This window comes from Kitasatospora sp. NPDC002040 (assembly GCF_040296785.1).
In the GTDB taxonomy this organism is placed as follows: domain Bacteria; phylum Actinomycetota; class Actinomycetes; order Streptomycetales; family Streptomycetaceae; genus Kitasatospora.
In genome coordinates this window covers 388,180-412,840 of sequence record NZ_JBEOXV010000001.1, presented here as the reverse complement: position 1 = coordinate 412,840, position 24,661 = coordinate 388,180, and the positions used below count along the sequence as shown (strand labels likewise).

Annotated in this window: 25 protein-coding genes, 1 tRNA gene and 3 pseudogenes; 12 read left to right on the top strand and 17 right to left on the bottom strand. The window is 70.3% G+C overall.

What is annotated here, in order from left to right:
- Nucleotides 1-311 precede the first annotated feature (311 nt).
- The 4 genes from nhaA to ABT118_RS01995 all read left to right on the top strand — a co-directional run bounded on the left by nhaA (nucleotide 312) and on the right by ABT118_RS01995 (nucleotide 3,604).
- The gene (nhaA, locus tag ABT118_RS02010) at nucleotides 312-1,610 is read left to right on the top strand and encodes a Na+/H+ antiporter NhaA (protein ID WP_350644247.1); all 1,299 of its coding nucleotides are present in this window, start codon (nucleotides 312-314) and stop codon (nucleotides 1,608-1,610) included.
- A gap of 154 nt (nucleotides 1,611-1,764) precedes the next feature.
- Nucleotides 1,765-2,241, top strand: coding sequence for a phage holin family protein (locus tag ABT118_RS02005; RefSeq protein ID WP_350644246.1), 477 nt, complete (start codon nucleotides 1,765-1,767; stop codon nucleotides 2,239-2,241).
- A gap of 74 nt (nucleotides 2,242-2,315) precedes the next feature.
- Nucleotides 2,316-3,284, top strand: coding sequence for an alpha/beta fold hydrolase (locus tag ABT118_RS02000; RefSeq protein ID WP_350644244.1), 969 nt, complete (start codon nucleotides 2,316-2,318; stop codon nucleotides 3,282-3,284).
- 92 nt (nucleotides 3,285-3,376) lie between these two features.
- Complete coding sequence (locus tag ABT118_RS01995; RefSeq protein ID WP_350644243.1) at nucleotides 3,377-3,604, top strand: hypothetical protein; 228 nt, start codon at nucleotides 3,377-3,379, stop codon at nucleotides 3,602-3,604.
- Nucleotides 3,605-3,628: 24 nt separating this feature from the next.
- On the opposite strand, the gene ABT118_RS01990 is transcribed toward ABT118_RS01995, so the two are convergent.
- The 4 genes from ABT118_RS01990 to nth form a co-directional block, all read right to left on the bottom strand.
- A complete protein-coding gene (locus ABT118_RS01990) occupies nucleotides 3,629-4,330 on the bottom strand; it encodes a metal-dependent hydrolase (RefSeq protein WP_350644241.1) in 702 nt (233 codons plus the stop codon).
- A gap of 128 nt (nucleotides 4,331-4,458) precedes the next feature.
- Entirely contained in the window at nucleotides 4,459-5,643 is a 1,185-nt protein-coding gene (locus ABT118_RS01985) for a MarP family serine protease (protein WP_350644240.1), read from the bottom strand.
- Between the two features lie 273 nt (nucleotides 5,644-5,916).
- Complete coding sequence (locus ABT118_RS01980) at nucleotides 5,917-6,579, bottom strand: NUDIX hydrolase (protein WP_350644238.1); 663 nt, start codon at nucleotides 6,577-6,579, stop codon at nucleotides 5,917-5,919.
- The gene (nth, locus tag ABT118_RS01975) at nucleotides 6,576-7,391 is read right to left on the bottom strand and encodes an endonuclease III (RefSeq protein ID WP_350644237.1); all 816 of its coding nucleotides are present in this window, start codon (nucleotides 7,389-7,391) and stop codon (nucleotides 6,576-6,578) included. The genes ABT118_RS01980 and nth overlap by 4 nt, the downstream gene beginning before the upstream one ends.
- A 187-nt stretch (nucleotides 7,392-7,578) precedes the next feature.
- Here nth and ABT118_RS01970 point away from each other — a divergent pair, with 187 nt between their 5' ends.
- Both ABT118_RS01970 and ABT118_RS01965 read left to right on the top strand, forming a co-directional pair.
- Nucleotides 7,579-8,541 carry an SGNH/GDSL hydrolase family protein gene (locus tag ABT118_RS01970; protein WP_350644235.1) on the top strand — a complete coding sequence of 321 codons (963 nt, stop codon included), beginning with the start codon at nucleotides 7,579-7,581 and terminating at the stop codon, nucleotides 8,539-8,541.
- Between the two features lie 200 nt (nucleotides 8,542-8,741).
- Complete coding sequence (locus ABT118_RS01965) at nucleotides 8,742-9,416, top strand: Crp/Fnr family transcriptional regulator (RefSeq protein ID WP_030392646.1); 675 nt, start codon at nucleotides 8,742-8,744, stop codon at nucleotides 9,414-9,416.
- Nucleotides 9,417-9,525: 109 nt separating this feature from the next.
- On the opposite strand, the gene ABT118_RS01960 is transcribed toward ABT118_RS01965, so the two are convergent.
- The 5 genes from ABT118_RS01960 to sp36 all read right to left on the bottom strand — a co-directional run bounded on the left by ABT118_RS01960 (nucleotide 9,526) and on the right by sp36 (nucleotide 12,147).
- Nucleotides 9,526-10,347 (bottom strand): MBL fold metallo-hydrolase, encoded by an 822-nt coding sequence (locus ABT118_RS01960; RefSeq protein ID WP_350644233.1) that lies wholly within the window; start codon nucleotides 10,345-10,347, stop codon nucleotides 9,526-9,528.
- Nucleotides 10,344-10,526: a hypothetical protein gene (locus ABT118_RS01955; RefSeq protein WP_350644232.1), complete on the bottom strand. Its 183-nt coding sequence runs from the start codon at nucleotides 10,524-10,526 to the stop codon at nucleotides 10,344-10,346. Before ABT118_RS01955 ends, ABT118_RS01960 begins: the two co-directional genes overlap by 4 nt.
- Before the next feature lie 27 nt (nucleotides 10,527-10,553).
- Nucleotides 10,554-11,399 carry an NUDIX hydrolase gene (locus ABT118_RS01950; RefSeq protein WP_350644231.1) on the bottom strand — a complete coding sequence of 282 codons (846 nt, stop codon included), beginning with the start codon at nucleotides 11,397-11,399 and terminating at the stop codon, nucleotides 10,554-10,556.
- 128 nt (nucleotides 11,400-11,527) lie between these two features.
- Nucleotides 11,528-11,992, bottom strand: a complete 465-nt coding sequence (locus ABT118_RS01945) for a RidA family protein (protein ID WP_350644230.1) — start codon at nucleotides 11,990-11,992, stop codon at nucleotides 11,528-11,530.
- Nucleotides 11,992-12,147: a Sp36 family protein gene (gene sp36, locus ABT118_RS01940; RefSeq protein WP_157531528.1), complete on the bottom strand. Its 156-nt coding sequence runs from the start codon at nucleotides 12,145-12,147 to the stop codon at nucleotides 11,992-11,994. Before sp36 ends, ABT118_RS01945 begins: the two co-directional genes overlap by 1 nt.
- 165 nt (nucleotides 12,148-12,312) lie before the next feature.
- Between sp36 and bagA the strand changes: the two genes are divergently transcribed.
- Both bagA and bagB read left to right on the top strand, forming a co-directional pair.
- On the top strand, nucleotides 12,313-13,371 hold the full coding sequence (bagA, locus tag ABT118_RS01935) for an ATPase BagA (protein ID WP_350644229.1): 1,059 nt from the start codon (nucleotides 12,313-12,315) through the stop codon (nucleotides 13,369-13,371).
- Nucleotides 13,368-14,510, top strand: a complete 1,143-nt coding sequence (bagB, locus tag ABT118_RS01930; RefSeq protein WP_350644228.1) for an ATPase BagB — start codon at nucleotides 13,368-13,370, stop codon at nucleotides 14,508-14,510. Before bagA ends, bagB begins: the two co-directional genes overlap by 4 nt.
- Nucleotides 14,511-14,635: 125 nt before the next feature.
- On the opposite strand, the gene ABT118_RS01925 is transcribed toward bagB, so the two are convergent.
- The gene (locus tag ABT118_RS01925) at nucleotides 14,636-14,959 is read right to left on the bottom strand and encodes a WhiB family transcriptional regulator (RefSeq protein ID WP_033333275.1); all 324 of its coding nucleotides are present in this window, start codon (nucleotides 14,957-14,959) and stop codon (nucleotides 14,636-14,638) included.
- Between the two features lie 400 nt (nucleotides 14,960-15,359).
- On the opposite strand from ABT118_RS01925, the gene ABT118_RS01920 reads away from it, so the two are divergent.
- Nucleotides 15,360-17,600 carry a transglycosylase domain-containing protein gene (locus tag ABT118_RS01920; RefSeq protein WP_350644227.1) on the top strand — a complete coding sequence of 747 codons (2,241 nt, stop codon included), beginning with the start codon at nucleotides 15,360-15,362 and terminating at the stop codon, nucleotides 17,598-17,600.
- Between the two features lie 132 nt (nucleotides 17,601-17,732).
- On the opposite strand, the gene ABT118_RS01915 is transcribed toward ABT118_RS01920, so the two are convergent.
- On the bottom strand, nucleotides 17,733-18,185 hold the full coding sequence (locus ABT118_RS01915; protein ID WP_350644226.1) for a GatB/YqeY domain-containing protein: 453 nt from the start codon (nucleotides 18,183-18,185) through the stop codon (nucleotides 17,733-17,735).
- A 131-nt stretch (nucleotides 18,186-18,316) separates the two neighbouring features.
- On the opposite strand from ABT118_RS01915, the gene ABT118_RS01910 reads away from it, so the two are divergent.
- Both ABT118_RS01910 and ABT118_RS01905 read left to right on the top strand, forming a co-directional pair.
- On the top strand, nucleotides 18,317-19,258 hold the full coding sequence (locus ABT118_RS01910) for a metallophosphoesterase (RefSeq protein WP_350644224.1): 942 nt from the start codon (nucleotides 18,317-18,319) through the stop codon (nucleotides 19,256-19,258).
- Between the two features lie 100 nt (nucleotides 19,259-19,358).
- Nucleotides 19,359-19,432: transfer RNA gene (locus ABT118_RS01905), tRNA-Pro, on the top strand.
- A 119-nt stretch (nucleotides 19,433-19,551) separates the two neighbouring features.
- On the opposite strand, the gene ABT118_RS01900 is transcribed toward ABT118_RS01905, so the two are convergent.
- Nucleotides 19,552-21,057 (bottom strand): LacI family DNA-binding transcriptional regulator, encoded by a 1,506-nt coding sequence (locus tag ABT118_RS01900; protein WP_350644222.1) that lies wholly within the window; start codon nucleotides 21,055-21,057, stop codon nucleotides 19,552-19,554.
- Nucleotides 21,058-21,594: 537 nt separating this feature from the next.
- Nucleotides 21,595-21,846, bottom strand: a pseudogene (locus ABT118_RS01895) (DUF3631 domain-containing protein); the annotation flags it as partial.
- Between ABT118_RS01895 and ABT118_RS01890 the strand changes: the two are divergent.
- Entirely contained in the window at nucleotides 21,821-22,312 is a 492-nt protein-coding gene (locus ABT118_RS01890; RefSeq protein ID WP_350644218.1) for an NUDIX domain-containing protein, read from the top strand. The pseudogene ABT118_RS01895 and the gene ABT118_RS01890 sit on opposite strands and share 26 nt — an antisense overlap.
- 26 nt (nucleotides 22,313-22,338) lie before the next feature.
- Here ABT118_RS01890 and ABT118_RS01885 read toward each other — a convergent pair whose 3' ends face one another.
- The 4 genes and pseudogenes from ABT118_RS01885 to ABT118_RS01870 form a co-directional block, all read right to left on the bottom strand.
- Nucleotides 22,339-22,698: a hypothetical protein gene (locus ABT118_RS01885; protein WP_350644217.1), complete on the bottom strand. Its 360-nt coding sequence runs from the start codon at nucleotides 22,696-22,698 to the stop codon at nucleotides 22,339-22,341.
- 401 nt (nucleotides 22,699-23,099) lie between these two features.
- Nucleotides 23,100-23,267, bottom strand: a pseudogene (locus ABT118_RS01880) (hypothetical protein); the annotation flags it as partial.
- 249 nt (nucleotides 23,268-23,516) lie between these two features.
- Nucleotides 23,517-23,938: pseudogene (locus tag ABT118_RS01875) on the bottom strand (HD domain-containing protein); the annotation flags it as partial.
- Nucleotides 23,935-24,360, bottom strand: a complete 426-nt coding sequence (locus tag ABT118_RS01870; RefSeq protein ID WP_350644215.1) for a GntR family transcriptional regulator — start codon at nucleotides 24,358-24,360, stop codon at nucleotides 23,935-23,937. The gene ABT118_RS01870 and the pseudogene ABT118_RS01875, both read right to left, overlap by 4 nt.
- Nucleotides 24,361-24,661: the final 301 nt, after the last annotated feature.

Genomic DNA, 24,661 nt, shown 5'->3' with positions numbered 1-24,661 from the left:
CGGGATCAGGAGAAGCCGCCCGGTCCGGGCGGCCTGTGCCCCCGACGATAGGAACACCGCAGGTCGGCCGCACCGCACGGCAGCCATCCGAGCGAGCGCACGGGAGGGGCGCGCGCGGAGTGCCCGGACCTCCCCGGGCGGAAGCGGGCTCCCTTCATAAACTGGACAAACCGGACACCGCCTCAGGGCTCCCAGACCACCCGATAGACTGTCAAAAACACAACAAGATTTCTGAGGCGCGCCGGGAAGACTGGTCGGCACTGCACCACCGGTGTATCCACCCGCCGTTCCCCGCCTTGGAGGTCTCCCACGTGGCCACGCCGCCGCCCAGCCCCACCCGCCGTCAGTTCCTCGGACGGCTCTCGCTGCCCGAGCGGACGTACGTCGCCGACGCCCTGCGCACCGAGACGGTGGGCGGCATCCTGCTGCTGCTGGCCGCCGCCGCCGCACTCCTGTGGGCGAACCTCTGGCCCGGCGCGTACGACACCGTCCGCGGGTACACCATCGGCCCCTCCGCGCCGCTGCACCTCGACCTCAGCCTGGACGCCTGGGCCAAGGACGGGCTGCTGACCATCTTCTTCTTCGTGGCCGGGATCGAGCTCAAGCGCGAGTTCGTGGCCGGTGAGCTGCGCAGCCCGAGCGCCGCGATGCTGCCGGTGGTGGCGGCCGTCTGCGGGGTGGCGCTGCCCGCGATCGTCTACACCCTGGCCAACTCGGGCCCGGGCGGGCACCCGGCCGGCTGGGCCATCCCGACCGCGACCGACATCGCCTTCGCGCTCGGCGTGCTGGCCGTGGTGGGCAGTCACCTGCCGTCCGCGCTGCGGGCGTTCCTGCTCACGCTGGCCGTGGTGGACGACCTGATCGCGATCCTGATCATCGCGGTGTTCTACAGCTCGGGGATCAAGTTCTGGGCGCTCGGGCTGTCGCTGGCCGGGCTGGTGCTGTTCTGGTTCCTGCACCGGCGCGGGGTGCACGGCTGGTACCTGTTCGTGCCGCTGGCCTTCGTGATCTGGGCGCTGATGCACGAGAGCGGGGTGCACGCGACCGTCTCGGGCGTCGCGATGGGCCTGATCCTGCGCTGCCACAAGGTCGGCGACGAGAAGGTCTCCCCGGGCGAGCACATCGAGCACCTGGTCCGGCCGCTGTCGGCGGGCTTCGCGGTGCCGGTCTTCGCCCTGTTCGCGGCGGGTGTGGCGATCACCGGCCCGGCCCTCGGCGAGGTGTTCACCCAGGCCGCGCCGCTCGGCATCGTGCTCGGCCTGCTGATCGGCAAGACGGTCGGCATCTTCGGCGGCACCTGGCTGGCCGCCAGGTTCACCCGGGCCGAGCTGAACCCGCAGCTCAAGTGGGCCGACCTGTTCGCGGTCTCCACCCTGGCGGGCATCGGTTTCACGGTCTCGCTGCTGATCAGCGAACTGGCCTTCCCGGACGACCTGGAACTGGCCGACCGGGCCAAGGCCGCCGTCCTGGTCGGCTCGCTGCTCTGCGCCCTGATCGCCACCGTGCTGCTCAAGCTGCGCAACCGGCACTACCAGCAGCTGGTCGACGAGGAGAACCTCGACGAGGACGGCGACGGCATCCCCGACGTCTACCAGCAGCCCGCGCACTGACCCCGCAGCGCCGCTGAGCGCCCGTCAGGTGACACGCCGTCGCCAAAGGGCCGCCCCGGAGTGGTGCCGGACTGGTCGGTAGGGGCATGATTCAGAGCTGTCGGCAACAAATCCCGCCACCGCAACTGCCCGGCCTCGTGAAGGAGAACCGCTGATGCCCGCAGGAACCGCAGACCCGACCAGCGACGCCCGGGCGCCCTACGAGGGCGAGCGTTCGGTGGGGCAGCTGTTCGCGGCGGCCACCGCCGACCTGTCCGCCCTGGTGCACGACGAGATCGCACTGGCCAAGGCCGAGATCCGACAGGACGTCAAGCGCGGCGTCTCCGGCGGCGTCTCGCTCGCCGTGGCCGGCGTGGTGGCGCTGGCCTCCGTCCCGATGCTCAGCTTCGCCGCCGCGTACGGCCTGCAGGCGCTCGGGCTGACCCTCGGCTGGTCGTTCCTGATCGTGGCCGGCGCCTACCTGCTGCTGGCCGCGCTGCTCGGGCTGCTGGCGCTGCGCTCGTTCAAGAAGATCGAGAAGCCGCACCGGACCATCGAGGGCGCGCAGAAGACCGCGGACGTCCTGAAGAACGCCCGGCCGCGCCCGGCCACCCAGGAGGAGATCGACCGGGGCCTGGGCCGCCGCCCCTGACCCGGCGCAGACCGATGGCGGCCCGGGTGAGTGCCGGAGACGCGTTCGGCAACCGGGTGTGACAGGCTCTCGGTATGCCGCTGGACCAGATGCCCCTGCCCTCCCGGGCCAGTACTCCGAGGACCACCGAGATCGCCGAGACCCCGTGGGAGCTCCGCTCCGCCGGTCCGTGGACCCACCGCGACCTGGCGGCGAACGGCGCCCGGTTCCACATCGCCGAGGCCGGTGAGGGACCGCTGGTGCTGCTGGTGCACGGCTGGCCCGAGTACTGGTGGGCCTGGCGACACCAGCTGTCCGCGCTGGCCGGGGCCGGCTTCCGGGCGGTGGCGCTGGACCTGCGCGGGGTCGGCGGCAGCGACCGCACCCCACGGGGCTACGACCCGGGCAACCTGGCACTGGACATCACCGGTGTGATCCGCTCGCTCGGCGAGCGGCAGGCGCACCTGGTCGGGCACGCGCTCGGCGGCTCGCTGGCCTGGGTGGCGGCCGTGATGCGGCCCTCGGTGATCCGCAGCCTGACCGTGGTCTCCGCCGCCCACCCCCGGCAGCTGCGCCGGGCCCTGCTGACGGACCGTCGGCAGATCGCCGCGTTCGACCACGTGCTGGGCTTCCAGCGCCCCTGGGTGCCCGAGCGCCGCCTGGTCGCCGACGACGCGGCGCTGGTCGCCGAGTACCTGACCCGGTGGAGCGGCCCCAACCAGCCCTCCCCCGAGGCGCTGCACGCCTACCGCCAGGCGGTGCAGATCCCCAGCACCGCGCACTGCTCGATCGAGCCGTACCGCTGGCTGCTGCGCTCGATGGCGCGGCCGGACGGCATCCAGTTCGCCCGCCGGATGAAGAAGCCGATCAGCGCGCCGACCCTGCACATCCAGGGGGCGGCCGATCCGGTGCTGCTCTCGCACACCGCGCTGGGGGCGGGCGAGTTCGTCGAGGCTCCGTACCGCTGGCGGCTGCTGCCCGGGATCGGCCACTTCCCGCACGAGGAGGCGCCGGCGGAGTTCTCGGCCGAGCTGGTCGACTGGGTCCGCGAGCACCAGAATTGACACATGTTCATATGACAAGTGCATAGGACAGGCCGACCAGCCGGTAGCGGTTACTCCGCCCGGATGGCGGGCATCCCTCCGATATGACCTGGATGCCCGATCGCGAAGCTGTCACGCGCCGACGCCGCCGCAGCAGCAGCTCGCAGTACACCGAACAGCACACCGAGCCGCGCCCCGCGCCCGGCCACTGGCCGCACGACTACGAGGGCTACGGCCGGATCGGCCGCCAGCGGGAGCCGGAGGCGCACCCGATGGGCATCCCGCGCATCCTGAGGCGGCGCGCCCGCTGGGTCGGGGCGCGCCTGCGGCGCGAGGCCTGAGCTGCCGTCAGGCCCCGGCCGCCGTCAGGTCAGCACGGTCGGCGAGACGGCCGTGAACCAGAGCAGCACGAAGGTCGCCACCGACATGATCGGCACCAGCACCTTGGTCTCGACCGAGTTGCCGGTGCGCTTGATCAGGACCACCTCGTAGCGCTCCTTGTGCGGCCAGAGCAGCGGTGCCCCCTTCTTCGTCAGGCAGTCGCCCAGCAGGTGCGCCAGGGTGCCCAGCGCGACCGCGTACGGCAGCCAGCCGGGCGCGTTGGGCATCCAGTTGTTCATCCCGAAGGTGCCGAGCACCGAGAGGCCGATGATGGTGATCCACATCGTCGGCCCGTCGCCCGGCGGGTGCAGCCGCAGCGCCCGGATCGCCAGCGCGAGCAGGAAGAACGTCAGGCCCAGGGTGAAGTTGCGGCCCAGGTGGGTCACGCCCGCCCAGGCGCCGCCGCCCATCAGCGCCACGAACAGCAGCGAGTGGGTGGCCTTGCGGTGCCCGCCGGAGGCCCAGGCCACGAACCGGCAGAGCACCTTGGAGATCGGGCCGAGGAAGTTGGCGATCGTCCCGTCGTGGTGGTCCAGGTCGGGCAGCAGGGCGGCGCCGGCCGCCAGGATGGTGCCCATCATGACGTCCGCGGGCGCCAGGTGGACGTCGAACAGCATCGGCGCCAGGAACGGCGCGCTGCCCGCGTACAGCATCGCTCCGCTGACCGCGTGCGAGTGACCCATCATGACCGGCCGTCCTCCAATGCCCTGTACCGCTTCTGACCTGCCGTCGGACCCGGTGCGCCGCACGGCTGTTGAGCCGAACGGGTGAGCCCGGGGCGACGCTACCAGTCAGGGGCGGCGGGGGCGGCGGATCAGAGTGCGCAGCCCTCGGTGTCGACCCGCGTCGTGGCCGAGGCGCCGGCCTGCGCCTCGCCGCGCACCTCGGCGGCGGTGAGCACGTAGCCGGTGTCCGAGCTGTCCAGCGACTTGGCGAAGACCACCCCGTACACCCGGCCGTCCGGGCTGAGCAGCGGGCCGCCGCTGTTGCCCTGGCGGACCAGCGAGCGGACCGAGTAGACGTCCCGGACCACCTGGCCGCGGTGGTAGATGTCCGGGCCGTTGGCCTGGATCCGGCCGCGGATCCGGGCGGGCTGGACGTTGAAGGCGCCGTTCTCCGGGAAGCCCGCGACGATCGCGCTGTCGTTCGTCCTGGCCTCCTCGGCGAAGGCCAGCGCGGGGGCGTTCAGCTTGGGCACGTCCAGCACCGCGATGTCGCGCTGCCAGTCGTACCGGACCACGGTGGCGTCGTAGAGCTGGCCGGTGCCGCCGATCTGCACCGTCGGCTCGTCCACCCCGCCGACCACGTGCGCGTTGGTCATCACCCGGTGCGGGGCGAAGACGAAACCGGTGCCCTCCAGGGTCTTGCCGCAGGCGCTGGCGGTGCCGACCACCTTGACCAGGCTCTGCCTGGCCTTCGCCACCACCGGGCTGCCGGCCAGCGCCGGGTCGGGCGGCTCGACCTCGGTGATCGACTCCTGCTCGAACGGGTTGAAGACCTCCGGGAAGCCGTTCCTGGCCAGCGCCTTGGTGAAGTCGGAGAACCAGTTCGGTGCGTCGGCCGGCAGCGCGGCCTGCACCCCGCCGAGGATCTGCGAGTTGCGGACCTGCTTGGAGACGGTCGGCATCGAGGTCCGGGCCAGCATGGAGCCGATCAGCCAGGCCACCAGCAGCATCGAGACCACGTTGACCAGCGAGCCGCCGACCGCGTCCAGCGCCCGGACCGGGCGCCGCCCGATGTTCCCCCGCAGCTTCCAGCCGAAGTGGGTGGTGACGGCCTGGCCCACCGCCGCGAAGACCACCACGACCACCACCGCGACCACCGAGGCGACCGTGCCGGGGTCGAGGTGGCGCAGCAGCAGCGGCAGCAGCTGAACGGCGATCAGACCGCCGCCCAGGAAGCCCAGCACCGACAGCACGCCGACCACGAAGCCCTGCCGGTAGCCGGTGACGGCAAAGCCCAGGGCGGCAACGATCAGCAACAGATCCAGGACGTTCACCCGGCTACCCTCCCACGGGCCGACGCCCGAACGGCGGTACGCCCGGCGGGAGCCAGGGGGTGGACCCTAGGGCCTGTCGTCAGACCCCCGTCTGCGGGCCGCCGCCGGGCCACGCGCCCTCCTTGCCCGGCAACGGGCAGGAGGGGCCCTTCGCCGGCTTCTCGTCGGTCGCCGATGCTCTGCATCTACTTCCTCCTCGGCGCCGCCGATGCACGCACCCCAACGCCGCCCCGCCCGCCCTCCGGGCGGACGACGGGGGTCTGACGACAGGCCCTAGAGATCGACGGTCCTGGAGGTGTCCCACTGCTGCTCCAGACCGCTGTAGTGCAGCACCCGGTCGATCACCCCCGCCGTGAAGCCCCAGACCAGCCGTCCGGCCACCTGGAACGCCGGACCGACGTGGCCGGACGGGTGCCTCAGCCGGGCCCGGTTGGCCGGGTCGGTCAGCTCGGCCAGCGGCACCCGGAACACCGCGCCGGTCTCGGCCGGGTCGACCGGTGCGACCGGGGTCTCCCGACGCCACCAGCCCAGCACCGGGGTCACCACGAAGTCGCTGACCGGGATGTACAGCGCGGGCAGGGTGGCGAACACCTGGACCCCGGACGGGTCGAGGCCGGTCTCCTCCTCCGCCTCCCGCAGCGCGGCGGCCACCGGGCCGGCGCCGGCCGGGTCGCCGTCCTCCGGGTCCAGCGCCCCGCCCGGGAAGGACGACTGGCCGGCGTGCGAGCGCAGCGCCCTGGCCCGCTCGATCAGCAGCAGGTCGGGCCCCGACGGGCCGTCACCGAACAGCACCAGCACGGCCGATGCCCTGCCCCCCTCGGCCGGCGGCAGGAACCGGCTGAGCTGCTCGGGCCGGACGGTCTCGGCCGCCTCCCGTACCGGCAGCAGCCACTGCGGCAGCCCGTCCCGCTGGATCAGTTCCGCCAGCCCCGTCACCCGGACACCTCCACCGTCACCGTCCCGGCCGGTCGCGCGGGCTCGCCCGGGTAGTCGGCCGGCGGCTTCAGCCGTTGGCCCGGCTGGCCACCCTTCTCGTACTTCAGCAGCTTCGCGGCCTTCTCGGGGTCGGTTTCACCGACTCCGTACGAAGGGCACAGGGCGGCGATCGGGCAGGCGCCGCAGGCCGGGCGGCGGGCGTGGCAGATCCGGCGGCCGTGGAACACCACCCGGTGCGAGAGCATCGTCCACTCCGACTTCGGGAAGATCTCCGCCACGGTGGCCTCGACCTTGACCGGGTCCTCGTCCGTGGTCCACCCGAACCGCCGCGACAGCCGCCCGAAGTGGGTGTCCACGGTGATCCCGGGGACGCCGAAGACATTGCCGAGCACCACGTTGGCGGTCTTGCGGCCGACCCCGGGCAGCGTGACCAGGTCCTTGAGCCGGCCCGGCACCTCGCCGCCGAAGTCGTCCCGGAGCGCGATCGACAGCCCGATCAGCGACTTCGCCTTGTTCCGGAAGAACCCGGTCGGCCGGATGATCTCCTCCAGCTCCTCCGGCACCGCCGCCGCCATGTCCTCCGGCGTCGGGTACTTCGCGAACAGCGCCGGGGTGGTCTGGTTCACCCGCAGGTCGGTGGTCTGCGCCGACAGCACCGTCGCCACCAGCAGCTCGAACGGGTTCTCGAAGTCCAGCTCCGGGTGCGCGTACGGATAGACCTCCGCCAGCTCCCGGTTGATCTTCCGGGCCCGCCGTACCATCGCCAGCCGGCTCTCGGGCTTCCCCGGCTTCACGGTCTTGCTCTGCACCATGCCCGAAGGCTACGCCGAACCGTCGGCCGGGCGGAGCGGTTCGGCGGGCGAGCGGCGCCCGCCGGCGCCGCCGGTCACCGGCGCTGCCGCAGGACCACCCTGACGGCCTATCAATTCACCCGCCGGGAGCAACCGATCTCCGGGACGGGGCGCGAACGCGTTCCGGGTCGGTCGACGAGGAGTGGTGATGGCGGGAATGCGGTTCCGCAGGCTCGGTTCGGTGGGGGCGGCGGCGGTGCTGGCGCTCGGTGCCGTGACGGTGCCCGCGCAGGCGGCGAAGCGGCCGGGGCCGGCCTGGGCCGCGCTCGGGGACTCGTACACGGCGGGGGTGGTGCAGGCCGCCGGGGCGGAGTTCGAGCAGCCGGGGGACGGCTGCGCGCGGACCGACCTGTCCTATCCGGAGCTGATCGCGCGTGAGCTCGGGCCGCTGGTCTCGCTGCGCAACGTCAGCTGCGGCGGGGCGAAGGTCGCGGACGTCGAGCAGGCGCAGCAGGCCCCGAGCGGCCGGCCGCTGCCGCCGCTCGGCGCCGACCCGGACGCACCGTTCGCGCCGGTGCCGCCGCAGCTCGACGCGGTGTCCCCGGACACCGGCCTGGTGACGGTCGGGATCGGCGGCAACTCGCTGGGCTTCGGGCCGATCCTGACCGAGTGCCTCACCCTGGGCGCGCTCGGCGGCGGCCGGGGCACCCCGTGCCGGGACAAGCTGGCGGCCGGACTTCCCGGGCGGCTGGAGCAGTTGGCCCGGGAGTACGACGCCATGCTGACCGCGCTGCACGCGAAGGCGCCGTCCGCCCGGGTGATCACCGTCGGGTACCCGCAGGTGATCCCGGCCGACACCGGACGCTGCGGCTTCGGCGACCCGCTCGGCTTCGGCACCATGACCGCCGGTGACCTGGCCTGGGCCAGGACCGACATCCTGGACCGGCTGAACGCGGTGATCGCGAAGAGCACCGCCGACCACGGCGACACCTTCGTCGACCTGTACCCGTCGACCGAGGGGCACACCGTCTGCGACCGGGCCGGCGGCAACAACTGGGTGGACGGGATCATGACCAGCGTCCTGCCGCTGAGCTACGCCTTCGTGCACCCCAACGCGAAGGGCCACGCCAACGCGGCGGCGCTGGTCGGGCACGCCCTGCTGGGGAGCTGACCCGGGCCGACCGGAAGGGCTGCTGCAAACAGGTGATGGGGCGGTCTTCGAGCCGTCCGGGGTGCGCCGATGAGTACAAATGGCCCCGTACCGTACTCCTCGCTCGTACCCCTCCTCATATGATCGGAGCGACATGCGTCATCCTTGGTGATGCAAGTCCTGACCAGAAGCACCGCCCCACCACCAGCAGGAGGAAGCACGTGGACGACGTTCTGCGGCGTGCCGCGCTGTTCGCGGCTCTCGATGACGAGCAGGCCGGCGAGCTGCGTGCCTCCATGACCGAGGTGACGCTGGCCCGTGGCGAGTCGCTCTTCCACGAGGGCGACCCGGGCGACCGGCTCTACGTCGTGGCCGAGGGCAAGGTCAAGCTCCACCGCGCCTCGCCGGACGGCCGGGAGAACATGCTCGCCGTGCTCGGCCCGAGCGAGATGATCGGCGAGCTCTCGCTCTTCGACCCGGGCCCGCGCACCGCCACCGCCAGCGCGCTGACCGAGGTCAAGCTGCTCGGCCTCGGCCACGGCGACCTGCAGCCCTGGCTGCACGCCCGCCCCGAGGTCTCGATCGCGCTGCTCCGGGCGATCGCCCGCCGCCTGCGCCGGACCAACGACGTGATGTCCGACCTGGTCTTCTCCGACGTGCCCGGCCGGGTGGCCAAGGCGCTGCTGGACCTGTCCCGCCGGTTCGGCGTGCAGTCCGACGAAGGCATCCACGTCGCGCACGACCTCACCCAGGAGGAGCTGGCCCAGCTGGTCGGCGCCTCCCGCGAGACGGTCAACAAGGCGCTGGCCGACTTCGCCGGCCGCGGCTGGCTGAAGCTGGAGGCGCGCGCGGTGGTCCTGATGGACGTCGAGCGGCTCTCCCGCCGGTCGCGCTGACACCTGACCCCGAGGGCCCGTGAGCTGCTGCTCACGGGCCCTCGGGCGTACCTGTGGGTCGTCAGGAGGACGGGCCGTCAGGCGTACGGCTCGTCAGACGTACGGGCCGTCAGATCAGGCCGTGGTCCTCCAGGTAGCGCAGCTGGGCGCGGACGGAGAGCTCGGCGGCCGGCCAGAGCGCGCGGTCCACGTCGGCGTAGACCCGGGCGACGACCTGCTCGGCGGTCCGGTAGCCCGCCTCCACCGCTGTCTCCACCTGGGCCAGCCGGTTGGCCCGGTGGGCGAGGTAGTAGTCGACCGCGCCGAGCGCGTCGGCCAGCACCGGGCCGTGGCCCGGCAGCACCGTACGGACGCCGTGCTCGGCCGCCATCGTGTGCAGCCGGCGCAGCGAGTCCAGGTAGTCGCCGAGCGTCCCGTCCGGGTGGGCGACCATCGTGGTGCCCCGGCCGAGCACCGTGTCGCCGGTCAGGATCGCGCCGTCGGCGGGCAGGTGGAAGGTGAGCGAGTCGGCGGTGTGCCCGGGGGTGCCGACCACCCGGATCTCCAGACCGCCGACCTCGACCACCTGGCCGCCGTGCAGGCCCTCGGAGCCGAGCCGGTGGGCCGGGTCGAGCGCGTGGACACCGGTGCCGGTCAGCTCGGCGAAGCGGGCCGCGCCCTCGGCGTGGTCGTGGTGGCCGTGGGTCAGCAGGGTCAGCGCCACGCGCTTGCCCTGCTGCTCGGCGGTGTCGATCACACGGCGCAGGTGGCCCTCGTGCAACGGGCCCGGGTCGATCACCACCGCGAGGTCGGAGCCGGGCTCGGACAGCAGCCAGGTGTTGGTGCCGTCGAGCGTCATCGGCGAGGCGTTCGGCGCCAGTACGCAGAACGCCCGGGGGGTGGCCCCGCCGCCGATCTCGGCGGCGGGGTCACCGGGGAGCAGTCCGCTCACCGGCCGCCCTCCGTGATCCGGTGCAGGCTGCGCGCGGGCAGCGGCCGTTCGAGCGAGCGCAGGGTGGGCTCGGCCGGGATGCGGTCGAGCTGTCCGGCCAGCGAACGGAGGGTCAGGGGGCGGGCGGAGAGGGCGGGCTGGGTGTGCGCCGCACGGCGAGCCACGTCGTTGTGGGTCATCGGGCGAGTCCTTCCTGGACGGAGCGGTCAGTTGGGAGGAAAAATACCGTCGATGGTCAGCTCTTCATACCCCGACCATCGCACCGAGATCCGATCACCGGTCAGTTCCGCCGCACCGAGGATCGGCTCGATCTTCCGGTCCGCCGCGAGCACGGCCGCCTGCGCCGCCGTGGCGGCCGGCAGCAGCTCACGGAGCACCGTCACGGTCGGCGGCATCATGCCGTACCGGCCGTCGGCGTGGCCCTCGACCGCCTCGGCGGGAGTCAGCCAGGCGACCCGGTCCGCCTCGCCGACCGTGTCGGCGGCCCGCTGCCCGGCCGGCAGCGCGGCGACGAAGAACCAGGTGTCGTAGCGCCGCTCCTCGAACGCGGGGGTTACCCATCGGGCCCAGGCGGAGAGCAGGTCGGAGCGGAGCAGCAGGCCGTGCGCCCGCAGGAAGTCGGCGAAGGAGAGCTCGTGCGCCTCCAGCGCGGCCCGCTCGGCGGACCAGTCCGCCGGGTCCGCCGTGGTCGCGGCGTCCGGTCCCGCCAGCAGGACGCCGGCCTCCTCGAAGGTCTCCCGGACTGCGGCGCAGACCACCGCCTGCGCGGTCGCGGCGTCCACCCCGAGCCGCTCGCCCCATTCGGCCGGGGTCGGCCCGACCCAGCCGATCTCGGCCTGCGCGTCCCGCGGGTCGACGCCGCCGCCCGGGTAGGCGTACATCCCGGCGGCGAACGCCATCGAGGTGCGGCGGCGCAGCAGGTAGGTCTCCGGGCCCGCCGTCCCGTCCCGCAGCAGCACCACGGTGGCGGACGGCTTCGGCGTCGGCGGGGTCAGCCCGCCCGCCGCGAGCGCCCTGATCCGGGCGGGCCAGGACGGTGGCATCGGCTTCATGATCCGGATGCTAATGCGGGAAGGGTGGTACGAGAAGGGGCACGGGGCCGCATCTCTGCGGAGCCCCGTGCCCCTTGCTGCTGCTTCCTGCTGCTTCCTGTCGCTTCCTGCGACAGCGCGTCCTGCGGTCAGGCGGAGACGCGGACCTGGAACTCGATCTCGACCGGGGCGTCCAGCGGCAGCACCGTGACGCCGACCGCGCTGCGGGCGTGCACGCCGGCCGCGCCGAAGACCTGCCCGAGCAGCTCGCTGCACCCGTTGATCACGCCGGGCTGGCCGGTGAAGTCGGGGGCGGAGGCGACGAAGCCGACCACCTTGACGACCTGCTCGACCTTGTCCAGGTCGCCGATCACGGACTTGATCGCGGCGAGGCCGTTGAGCGCGCAGATCTGCGCCAGCTCCTTGGCCTCCTCGGCGGTGACCTCGGCGCCGACCTTGCCGGTGCTGGGGAGCTTGCCCGCGACCATCGGGAGCTGACCCGCGGTCAGCACGTACTCGCCGGAGCGGATCGCCGGGACGTACGCGGCGACCGGGGCGGCCACCTCGGGCAGCGTCAGGCCGAGCTCGGCCAGCCTCTGCTCAACCTTGCTCATCAGCTCTTCTCCCGCTTGAGGTAGGCGACCAGCTGCTCGGGGTTGGGGCCCGGAACGACCTGGACGAGCTCCCAGCCGTCCTGGCCCCAGGAGTCCAGGATCTGCTTGGTGGCGTGGACGAGCAGCGGCACGGTGACGTATTCCCACTTGGTCATGAGGGTGACTCTAGACGACCGGGAGGGGTGTGATCCGGGACACAGGGCGGGCATGAATCACGTCTGTTCCCCCGGGGCTCCCGGCATCGGGGGCGGCGGCTGGTTACGCTCGCGGGAGGAGGCACCCCGCGCGTGCGGTGCCGCTGAGACGGACGGAGGCGGAGCGTGGACCAGGTCGAGCGGCGCGATCCGGACTGGGAGGGTGTCCGACTCCACGTGGTCAGTGGCAAGGGCGGCACCGGGAAGACCACCGTCGCGGCCGCCCTGGCGCTGGCCCTGGCCGCCGAGGGGGGCCGGACCCTGCTGATCGAGGTGGAGGGCCGGCAGGGCGTCGCCGAGCTGTTCGGGATAGCCGCGCTGCCGTACGAGGAGCGCAAGGTCGCCACCGTCACCCGGGCCAGGCTCGGCCTGGACGGCCGGGGTCCGGCGGGCGAGCTGTACGCGCTGGCGATCGACACCGAGCAGGCCCTGCTCGAGTACCTGGACATGTTCTACAAGCTGGGCCGGGCCGGGAAGGCGCTGCAGAAGGTCGGCTTCGTCGACTTCGCCACCACCGTCGCCCCCGGCGTCCGGGACGTGCTGCTGACCGGGAAGGCCTGCGAGGCGGCCCGGCGCAAGGGCCCGGACGGGCGGCGCACGTACGACGCGATCGTGATGGACGCGCCGCCGACCGGACGGGTCACCAGGTTCCTGAACGTCAACTCCGAAGTGGCCGGGCTGGCCAGGTTCGGGCCGATCCACGGGCAGGCGCAGGCCGTGATGCGGGTGCTCAGATCACCCGAGACGGCGGTGCACCTGGTGACACTGCTGGAGGAGATGCCGGTGCAGGAGACCGTGGACGGACTCGCCGAGCTGGCCGAGGCCCAACTCCCGCTCGGCGGCGTACTGGTGAACATGGTCCGCCCGCCCCTGCTGGACGCGGCCGCGGTCACGGCGGTGGACGGCGACCACCGCGAGGAGATCGCGCTGGCGCTCGGCGAGGCCGGCCTCGGCGGGCGGTCCCGGACCGCGGCGACGGTCCGGGCCGCGGTCGAGCCGCTGCTCGACCCGCTGCTGGACCAGGCCCGCGAGCACGCCGAGCGGGTCGAGCTGGAGACCCGGCAGCGGGCGGCGGTGCAGCAGCTGAAGCGGCCGACGTACGAGCTCCCGCTGCTCGGCGGGGGCGTTGACCTGGGCGGTCTGTACCGCCTGGCGGGTGAGCTGAAGCGGCAGGGGGCAGCATGACCGAGCTCGACATCGACGCCCTGATCGGGGACCCGAAGACCCGGATCCTGGTCTGCTGCGGTTCCGGCGGGGTGGGAAAGACCACCACCGCCGCCGCGCTCGGCCTGCGGGCCGCGGAGCGCGGCCGGAAGGTGGTCGTGCTGACCATCGACCCGGCCCGGCGGCTGGCCCAGTCGATGGGCCTGACCGAGCTCGACAACACCCCCCGGGTGGTCGAGCAGGTCACCGGCGACGGCGAACTCCAGGCCATGATGCTGGACATGAAGCGGACCTTCGACGAGGTCGTGCTGGCCCACGCCGAGCCCGAACGGGCCAAGGCGATCATGGAGAACCCGTTCTACCAGTCGCTCTCGGCCGGATTCGCCGGCACCCAGGAGTACATGGCGATGGAGAAGCTCGGCCAGCTGCGGGCGGCCGGCGAGTGGGACCTGATCGTGGTGGACACCCCGCCGTCGCGCTCCGCGCTGGACTTCCTGGACGCGCCGAACCGGCTCGGTTCGTTCCTGGACGGCAAGCTGATCCGGATACTGACCGCCCCGGCCAAGGTCGGCGGGCGCAGCGCGATGAAGGTGCTGAACGTCGGCATGGGCCTGATCACCGGCACCCTGGGCAAGATCTTCGGCGCCCAGCTGCTGACCGACGTGCAGACCTTCGTCTCCGCGATGGACTCGATGTTCGGCGGCTTCCGGGAGCGCGCCGACCGGACCTACCAGCTGCTCAAGGCCCCCGGCACGGCCTTCCTGGTGGTGGCCGCACCCGAACGGGACGCGCTGCGCGAGGCGGCGTACTTCGTCGACCGGCTGGCCGCGGACGAGATGCCGCTGGCCGGCCTGGTGCTCAACCGGGTGCACCGCACCGGCGCGCCGCAGCTCACCGCCGAGCGCGCCCTGGCCGCGGCGGAGGCACTGGAGGAGAACGGCTCGGGCAGCACCACGGTGGAGGCCGAGACGCTGACCGCAGGGCTGCTCCGCCTGCATGCCGAGCGGATGCAGGTGCTGGACCGCGAGCGGCTCACCCGGGACCGGTTCGTCTCGGTCTACCCGGACGTGCCGATCGTCGAGGTGCCGGCCCTGCCGGGCGACGTGCACGACCTGGCCGGGCTCCGCACCATCGGCGAGCGCCTGGGCGGCCGGGGCTGACGGGCCCCGGCCCGGCGGGGCGGCTGACCCCAGGTCAGCCCGCCGTCGCCGTCCACCTGATGGCACCCCCCGGCGCCGATGACCTGGACCGCCGGCGCCGTACCTGATGGAACCCGCCGCCCGGGCTAGCCCGCCTGCGCGTAGTCGGTCAGGATGACACCCGTGGCGAGTGACTCCTCGTACTCGGTACGGGCGGTCTCCAGCAGCCTGCGCCAGGACATCACCGTCGGCCTGCGGCGCAGCAGCGCCCGCCGCTCGCGCTCGGTCATCCCACCCCAGACGCCGAACTCCACCCGGTTGTCCAGCGCGTCCGCGAGGCACTCGGTGCGTACCGGGCACCCGCTGCAGACCGCCTTGGCGCGGTTCTGCGCCGCCCCCTGCACAAACAGCTCATCTGGATCACTCGTGCGGCAGGCTGCCTGCGCACTCCAGTCGTCCACCCAGCCCATCCCGGCGCCGTCCTCTCCCGAATCGGGGCTCCCCCACGGCGGCAACGGCATATTCACCGCTGCCAGTTGAGGACGTTACGGAAGAACGGCAGCACGCAACAGCCCCTTCGGGCCCAATCTCAAATGGCCCAATCGGACTATGGGTATCCGTCTTCTCACTCGTTGGAGTGATCGCAGGTCGGGGGCCTTGCCAGGGACCCTCGGACCACTTTCGTCACCCTCTGCCACAGCACCCCCGGCAGAGCTGGCGACATATCACCCGACAGTCGGTCAATTCGGGCAAAGCTCATCACTCACAAGAGTGACGATGATGAACAGAGCGAAGCTGTCGCAGTGTTGTGACAAGCCTAGGCGAACACCTGCCCCTATGTACGGGAATCAGCGACGTAGTGTTCTCTCCATGGCACCTCAGCGACCCGCGGGATCCCCGCTTGACAAGGCCGGGCTCGGGCTCAAGTTCCTGGGCATCAGCGTGCTGGGCGGAGTACTGGTCGCGGGCATGGCCCTACCGGCCGTCGGCGCGCTCGGTCTGACCGCCAAGGACACCGCCGAGAGCTTCGACAACGTTCCGACCGACTTCAAGGCACCGACCCTCTCCCAGGCCTCGTTCATCTACGACGCCAAGGGCGGTCTGATCGCCAGGGTCTTCGACCGCGACCGGACCATCCTGTCCCAGGAGCAGATGGCCCCGATCATGCGGCAGGCCCAGGTCGACATCGAGGACGCCCGGTTCTACGAGCACGGCGCGATCGACCTCAAGGGCGTGCTGCGCGCGATCGGGAAGAACGCCGAGTCGGGCGAGGCCTCGCAGGGCGCGTCCACCCTGACCCAGCAGTACGTGAAGAACGTCAACGTCGAGCTGGCCGGCGACGACAAGGACCTCTTCCGCAAGGCCACCGAGAAGAGCCTGGGTCGCAAGATCCAGGAGCTGAAGATCGCCATCAAGCTGGAGGAGGAGCTGACCAAGGATCAGATCCTCACCAACTACCTGAACATCACCTTCTACGGCCACCAGGCGTACGGGGTCGAGTCGGCCGCCAACCGCTACTTCAGCAAGAGCGCCAAGGACCTGACCATCGCCGAGGCCGCCACGCTGGCCGGGCTGGTGCAGAACCCCACCGCCTACGACCCGCTGCTGCACCCGAAGGCGACCCAGGCCCGCCGCGACACGGTGATCGGCAAGCTGCTCGAGAACAAGCACATCACCGACGCGCAGGCCAAGGAAGCGATCGCCACGCCGCTCAACCTCAAGTACAAGGAGCCGCTGAACGGCTGCATCACCGCCCAGGCGGGGATGGGCTTCTTCTGCGACTACGTCCGGCACGTGGTGAAGCAGGACCCGACCTTCGGCAAGAGCGCCACCGACCGGCAGCGGCTGTGGAGCCAGGGCGGCCTGAAGATCTACACCACCATCGACCCGGACAAGCAGGCCGCCGCGTACAAGGCGGTGACCACCAAGGTCTACCCGACCGACTCGGTCGCGGCCGCCGCCACCATGATCAAGCCGGGCACCGGCGAGATCCTGGCGATGGCCCAGAGCCGCCCGTACGGCCTGGACGCCAAGCAGAACCAGACCGTGCTCAACCTCAACGCCGACGCGGCGATGGGCGGCGGCAACGGCTTCTCCCCCGGCTCGACCTACAAGCCGATCCTGGCCGCGGCGGCGCTGGAGAGCGGGGTGCCGATCACCCAGGAGTACCCCTCGCCGTACAAGATGGACTACCCCTCGATGACCCAGTGCTCCGGCACCTGGAAGGAGAAGGGCGTCCCGGTCGAGAACGAGAGCAAGGGCGAGGTCGGCCCGTACGCCCTCAAGGAGGCGATGGCGAAGTCGGTCAACACCTACTTCGTGCAGATGGAGCAGGAGACCGGGCTCTGCGCGGTCAAGCAGATGTCCAACAAGCTCGGCATCAAGAACCTGGCCAGCGGCAAGCCGCTGCTCGAGGTCCCCTCCATGGTGCTCGGCACCCAGGAGGTCTCCCCGATGACCATGGCCAACGTCTACGCGACCTTCGCCGCGCGCGGCAAGTACTGCACCCCGGTCGCGGTGAAGTCGGTGGTCAACACGGCCGGCACCCAGCTGCCCGTCCCGGCGGCCAACTGCACCCAGGTGATGTCGGAGACCACGGCGGACGGCATCAACACGCTGCTGCTCGGCGTGACCGAGAAGGGCACCGGCTCCTCGCTCCAGCTGGACGACGGCCGCCAGATCGCCGGCAAGACCGGTACCACCGACGAGCGGTACGCCGCCTGGTTCACCGGCTACACCCCCGAGCTGGCCACCTCGGTCTGGCTCGGCGGCCCGACCGTCAACGTCTCGATGAAGAACATCAAGATCGGTCCGACCCGCTTCAACGGCGGCGTCTACGGCGCCACCGGCCCCGGGCCGATCTGGAAGATGGCCATGGACGACGCCCTCGACGGCACCGCCAAGGGCAACTTCCAGACCGTCAGCATCCCCGACCCGCTGCCCAAGACCGACCCGAACGCCAGCGCCTCCCCGCCCTCCAGCGACGGCGCGACCGCCAACGGCGGGCTGATCGGCGGCAACTTCACCCTGCCGCCCGGCATCATCGGCGGGAACGGCAACGGGAACGGCGGCAATGGTGGCAACGGCGGTAACGGTGGCGGCCGGCACTGACGGCCGCCGGTAACCGACACAGCAGAGGGCCCGCCCCGGTCGAACCGGGGCGGGCCCTCTGCTGTGCGCTGCGTCTGTTGTGCGTTCCGTCTGCGCTGCGCTGCTATCCGTCGGCGCTGCTCTGCTCGCTGGTTACTGCAGGGCGGCCTTCACCGCGGCGGCCACCCGGCCACCCTCGGCCAGGCCGTCCACCTTCGGCTTCACCAGCTTCATCACCGCACCCATGCCCTGCGGCCCGGTCGCCCCGCTGGCCGCCACGGCCTCGGCCACGATCGCGGTCAGCTCCTCGTCGGTCAGCTGCTTCGGCAGGTAACGCGCCAGCAGCTCGCCCTCGGCCCGCTCCTGCGCGGCGGAGTCGGTACGGCCCGCGGCATCGAACGCCTCAGCCGCCTCCCGACGCTTCTTCGCCTCCCGGGCGATCACCTTCAGCACCTCGTCGTCCGAGAGCGTCCGCTCCGTCTTGCCCGACTTCTCCTCGGCGGTGACGGCGGACAGGGTCAGTCGGATGGTGGAGGAGCTGAGCTCGTCCCGGGACCTGATCGCGGCGGTGAGGTCCTCCTGCAGCTGCTGCTTGAGCGTAGTCATAGGCCATTCATATGCCGCCGTCCGGCTACGGGCAACCGGATTGCCCCCGGCCCGCCTGCTGACGCAGCGTCAGTACACCCGTCGGTACCCGGCCGTTCCCGCTCCGATCATGCGTCTGAGACCATGGACCGATGCGACCGCTGTACTCCGTCCCACTCGGAATCGCCGCCACCGGCGCCGCCTGCCTCGCCTACTCCGCCGGGTTCGAGGTCCGCTCGTTCCGGCTGCGCCGGGTCGAGGTACCGATCCTGCCGAAGGGGGCCAAGCCGGTACGGGTACTGCAGGTCTCCGACATCCACATGGTCAACGGGCAGGCCAAGAAGCAGCGCTGGCTGCAGAGCCTGGCCGGCCTCCGCCCCGACCTGGTGGTGAACACCGGCGACAACCTCTCCGACCCGCTCGGCGTACCCGCCACCCTCGACGCGCTCGGCCCGCTGATGGACTTCCCCGGCGTGTACGTCTTCGGCTCGAACGACTACTACGGCCCGAGCCCGAAGAGCCCCACCCGCTACCTCAAGGCCCTGAAGAGCGGCGTCCACGGCCTGAACAACCCCGACGGCACCGGCCGACGCGGCATCACCGGCGCCGTCCACAACCCCTGGACGGAGCTCCGCGACGGCTTCGACGCGGCCGGCTGGCTCAACCTCACCAACACCCGCGGCCGCCTCAAGCTGGCCGACCTGGACGTCGAGTTCACCGGGCTGGACGATCCGCACATCCGCCGCGACCGCTACACCGACGTCACCGGCGGCCCCTCCCCCGAGGCCGACCTCTCGATCGCCGTCGTCCACGCCCCCTACCTCCGGGTGCTCGACGCCTTCACCGCCGACCGCTACCCCCTGATCCTGGCCGGCCACACCCACGGCGGCCAGCTCTGCGTCCCCTTCTACGGCGCCCTGGTCACCAACTGCGACATCGACACCCGCCGGGTCAAGGGCCTCTCCGCCCACCGCGCCGGCGGCCACCAGTCCTACCTCCACGTCTCGGCCGGCTGCGGCACCAACCGCTACACCCCGGTCCGCTTCGCCTGCCCCCCCGAGGCCACCCTCCTCACCCTCACCCCCCGCCGCTGACCCCCTGCTCAGCACCCCGGGAAACCGGATTTCGTCTCTCGGCAGGCGTCCGGTAGAGTTCTACTCGTTGCACCGGAGACGGAGAGCAACGAAGCAGGACCGGGGTGTGGCGCAGCTTGGTAGCGCGCTTCGTTCGGGACGAAGAGGCCGTGGGTTCAAATCCCGCCACCCCGACCCAGTAAGACCAGCTCAGGGCCGGTCTCCCGCAAGGGAGACCGGCCCTGACTGGTTCTCAGGACCCTCCCGGGAGAATCCTGGGAGAAAAGCGGTCCGGAAGGCCCTCAGGCAAACGGTTACTGACCCTCCCTCAACAGGGCGTCGAGTGTCAGAACCGGGAAGCCCGGCGACATCCTCCGGCGGACGGCGAGAGCCTCCTCCCAGGCCCGGCTGAGGCTCCCCAGCAGCTCGGCACGCATCTCAGGCGAGATGTGGGAGTACCGAGCCTGCACCGAACCGTCCTCGTGGCCCATGCGCTCGTCCTTGAGCTTCTCGGGTGTCCGGAAGAGATCCATCATCGTCTTGTGCGTGTGCCGCAGCCCGTGCGGCGTGAGCCCCGGAGCGATCGGCAACCAGCATGCCTCAGACCGGTCGGCCGCTCCCCGGCCACGCGCCGGAATGCCCGGCCACGGCTCGGCGAGCAGCGGCACCGGGCGAGCCTCCTCTGGTGCCTTCTTCGGGTACCACCCCGTCGTCGCGGGCTTGAACAGCCAGGTGGCAAAGCCGTTCCGTCGCCAGTGCGCGGCGTTCTCCCCGGATGCCCAGTTCCTGATGTAGCCAAGATCGGTCATCGCCTTCTCGACCCGGTCCCGGGTATCGAGGGCGACCACATGGGGGCGGTTAAGGACGTTGGAGACTGTTCCGGTGGAGACACCGGCAAACCGGGCCACGTCCACGAGCTTCGCGCCCGGTCGGCGCGCGGCGCCGTTGGCGGCACCGTGACCGTTGAACAGGTACCGCAGGCCGTGGCACTCGCACGGCTTGGCTGGGGCGCGCTCCACCTGGTCAGCCAGCAGCCGGGAGAGGAATCCCGGGGAGTCGATCGTCCGGTACGAATCGTCCTTCGGCGGGCAGCGGTCAAACGCTCCGTTGTCCAGCTCGTAGAGCTGCCACTCGACCCGGACTGCCGCCGGCCGGATGAACTCCGGCTCCAGGCCGACAATCTCCCCCCAACGCATGCCGGTGTACCCCTTGAGCACCACGGCGGTGAAGTCGTCTTCCCGCCCGGCCAGCAGAGCGGCCCGCTCAGCGATCAGCAGGATGCCGAGCGCATTGGTCACGACCTTCTCGGGGCCCCGGTTGCGTGACCGGCCGGCACGCTTGCCCCGGCCCCGCCGCTTGGTGGCCGGGTTGGACTCACGCAATCCGTCGTCCACCGCGTCACTGAGGACCAGATGGAGGGTGCTCCGCCAGGTCTTGACGCTGCTCGCGGCGTAGATCTCGCGCTCCCTCTTCTCCCAGGAATCCACCGCGTCTCGCTCAATCTCATCGATGTAAACAGCCTCGAACGCTGGTAGAAGGTGGTCTTCAAGGTGCCGCCGATAGTTCTGCATGGTGGAGGACGCGAGGTCCTGCCGCTCGTACCAGCGGTTTGCGTACTCCCCGAAGGTGGCCCGCTTCACCACGGTCACCGGCTTGACCGTGAGGACACGTTCCTCCTCCACAGCCGCCGCCTTCTCTGCAGCGCGCTTCGTGGTGAAGCGCCGCGTCCGGCCGTTCTCGTCCTTGACGGTTCCGTACTGCTTGGGGGCGATCTTGTAGCGCCCGCGCCAGTAGTCACCACGGTTCTCGGCGTATCCCACGTGTTCCTTCTTCAGTTGGCGCCCCGCCCGGCTGTGCCGGGCGGGGCAGTTGCTAGGCCACCTGCTGCTGGTGCGCGGCTGTGCGGCGCGGGGTCCGTGCCCGGAGTCGCGCAGCTCCCATCGCGGTGGCGGTCTGGGCAGTCGGTCGGGGCCGAGCTGGTGGCGGACGCTCCTGGGAGCGGGCTGGCGCAATCGGCTGCACCGAGTAGAGCCGGACGATCTCCTCGTACTGCTCGGCGGTGAAGCGATATGCGCGGCCAGGCTTCGTGAACGGGATGCGCTCCCGTCGGGCCTGCTCCTTCACCCACCACTCGGACTTACCCAGTGCCCTCGCGATGTCGGCTGGGTTGTAGAGAGCAGCCAGCACGGTCCGGTTCTGCGGCAACATCGTTCCTCCCCTAAGCCTTGTTCTCTGAAGTGCCGCTACAGCCGCTACAGCGCAGCTCAGATGGGGTGCAGTTGTAGCGGATGGCGTAGCTGTAGCGGTTACGGCGGTCAGCCGACGGTGGTGAACTCCGTCGGGGCGCCAACAACGGGGGCAGTGATGTAGGCGAGCAGCGGCTCCCAGACGTCGGCGGGCCGGTCAGTGACCCCGTCGGGCATCTCGGGCCACGCCCCGTCGACCAGCTCGCGCACGGACTCCGCCCAGTCGGCGAGGCGGTCGCGCAGCACGTGGCCCTCGGGCTCGTTGATGCGCTCGCGGAACGGCTCGACCGTCTCGTTGGGGGCACGGCGGCGCATCCGGATGACGATGGAGCGGCTCATGATCGTGTCCGGGAGGCCGCCGAGGATCGACTACATCAACGACCCCGATGCGCCGGCGGCGAACTCGGTAGTCCCCTCCGTCGTGGCACTCGTCCAGAACGATGCTGGGCAAGTACTTCTCATCCACAAGACGGACAACGGGCTCTGGGCCCTCCCCGGAGGTGGGCACGACATTGGAGAGTTCGTTGCCGACACGGTGGTCCGGGAGGTGCTTGAGGAGACAGGTATCGACGTTGAGGTCATCGCCATTACGGGGCTCTACACCGACCCCGGGCACCGCATGGCGTACGACAACGGGGAGGTTCGCCAGCAGTTTTCCATTTGCTTCCTCGCCCGCCCTGTCGGCGGAGCGCTCCGGACGAGCGAGGAGTCAAAAGAGGTCCGTTGGGTTAACCCAGCGGACCTCCGTGATCTTCCCATTCACCCGTCCATGCGGCTTCGTATCGAGCATGCTATTGACCCAGCCCGAACTCAGCCACACATTGGCTAGCCGCACAAATCCCACGAAAAGCCCTCTCACTCTTTTCCACTCGACCCCTTTTTATCGCCGTCAGTCAGGCGTCCCGTGATGAAGACAAAGGCGAGCGAAGCAGCAAGAGATGTGACAATTGTGACACCCTCGGCAGCATAGCCCTTATCAATGGCATGCCACGCCAGAACACAGAGTGCGGCAACTGCCCCCAGAGCGGCAATCCGACATATCCAGACACTACGCCCAGGAGCTAGCTCCATTTTTTGAGCATGTTCCTGATCCGACTTCCATCTCTTCACAACCACATCAAAGGCAGCTGGTGATGCCTTTTGTAGCGCAACTAGCTTTTTAGCCAGCTGATCCGATATTAATGCTTCCTGGTCAGCCGTTGTCGGCATGGTCACCTCCGGAGTCAACGCTGCTCACCCCCATAGATTATGGGCTCGCCGCTGCTGGCACTCAGAAGGGCAAGAGCCTCATCTACTCGCTCCTCCAATCCTTCGGTGAACGGATGGGGAGCGAATCGGGATGGCACCGGGTCAGCCACACCGAAGAGATCGAACAGACCGGCGGCATTTACCAGAGCGTTCGTCAGCCACTCCCAGTGCGCCCGCGAGGTGGGCCGCTTTCCGATTCCCCCTTCCCCTCTGGAGGGCGGAGCAGCCGACGGCACTTTGCCCGCCGAAGCGCCTATTTCAGATTGAGCTGAGGCCGACATGGGGACAGGCGATTCTTCAGCGACTCTCCTGTCGCGCAGATTCGCCATCCCCTCATAAAGCTCAGCAATCAGCCCATGATGCAGGAATTCCCCTGCGGATATTCCCTCCATATCGCCGACCACCATTGCCGCCACCGGCACCGATGCCTTAATGTCAAACTTCTCTTCAAATGCCTTTATAAACTCTGCCAGCTCAATCAGAGTCGAGCTTTCGAATTGCTGAAGTCCTTTGACTTTGCTTTCAGGTTCACCCATGACGGACTCCTCGCTTATCCGCCCCTTCAGTATGCGCCGCTACCCAGCACCCGCCAGCGGAGAGCGCAAGTGCGACGAGCACTTCGCCTCGCATGGGCCCGTCATTGTGGCTCGTGGATGGCTAGATGGGTCCCAGCACACGCCCTATACGGGGGTCACCCGAAGCTGGCCTGGCGCATCAGGCTTCACTCGGGCGACGGGACAAGCGTCAACCGGTGCTGCACGCGCTCGACCGCAGCATGGATTTCCGGTTCGGCTTCCGTCGGGTGTGGTCGTCATGTCGCAGTAGATCAGCGCATCGACCAACTCTGGAGTCTCCAGCGGGAACTCCGCCGCCAGCTCACCGCGGAGCCCTCGCTCCTCTGCTTCCAGTAGCGCGCACGAGTGGTGCGCAACCAGTCGCACAACTCGCTCATCCGCCCGCTCGACGTTGCGCAGGAAGCGAGCGCCATCGAGGGGGATGGAATCCGCTGTCGGTGAGGCGCGGCGAGTACCCGATGTCGTGCAGCACCGCTGCAGACACGAGGAGTTTCGGCGTTCGGCCCGAGGATCGGTGCCAAGGTGCGAGCCCGGCCGGCCACGCCCTGGGAGTGGGCCCATCGGCGGGGCAGATCGTCCGAGAGAAGAGATTCAGCGAGGTCGTAGGCCCACACAGCAACATCCGTTTCTATAGGTTGGGTGGTGTGCTCTCCAGCTTCGGAACCGTGCGGACGAAGCGGCCCGTACCCTGCCGGACTTCCAGAATCCCAGCTCCTTCGAGCTGTGCCAGGATCCGTCGGACAGTGCCCCTCGAAGCTGACGTCTGGCTGCAAAGTGCGCTCTCCGACGGAAATGCATCGCCTGGCTCCAGCCCGTCCCTGGCGATCACACCCGCGATTTGGTCGTAGACCGAAGGCGTCCGGTCTGTTGCTGTCACGGTGCGGCGCGCACCCTGCTGGGAGCGAATCAGCCCCTCGCCCGCCAGGATCTTGAGCGCGCGTCCCACTGTGCTCCGCGCAACGCCGTACCGTGCCATCAGCTCGGCCTCGGACGGCAAGGTGCTCGTTCCGGAAGCCATACCGATCTCAGCCCGCAGCGCTTCGGCGATCTGCAAGTACGTCCCACGCGGACTCCGCTCTGCCACTGGCCGCCCCTTCCTGGTCGTGTGCTCTCCGGCCACAATGAAGGATGCCGCAGTCTGAGGCCCATCATCGAGAGCCCGGTCAGTACGGTTCAGCCAAGCACCGCCTCCCTGCTGGGAGAAGTTTGGGAGATGATCTTGGTAGCGGCACCGTTCAACCACTAGTGAGACCAACGCACCCCAATGCTCTGAACTGCGAGTCTGACAGTTCGCACAGGTGGGCGAGACAGCCGGACCTCATTCGGGACGAAGAGGCCGTGGGTTCAAATCCCGC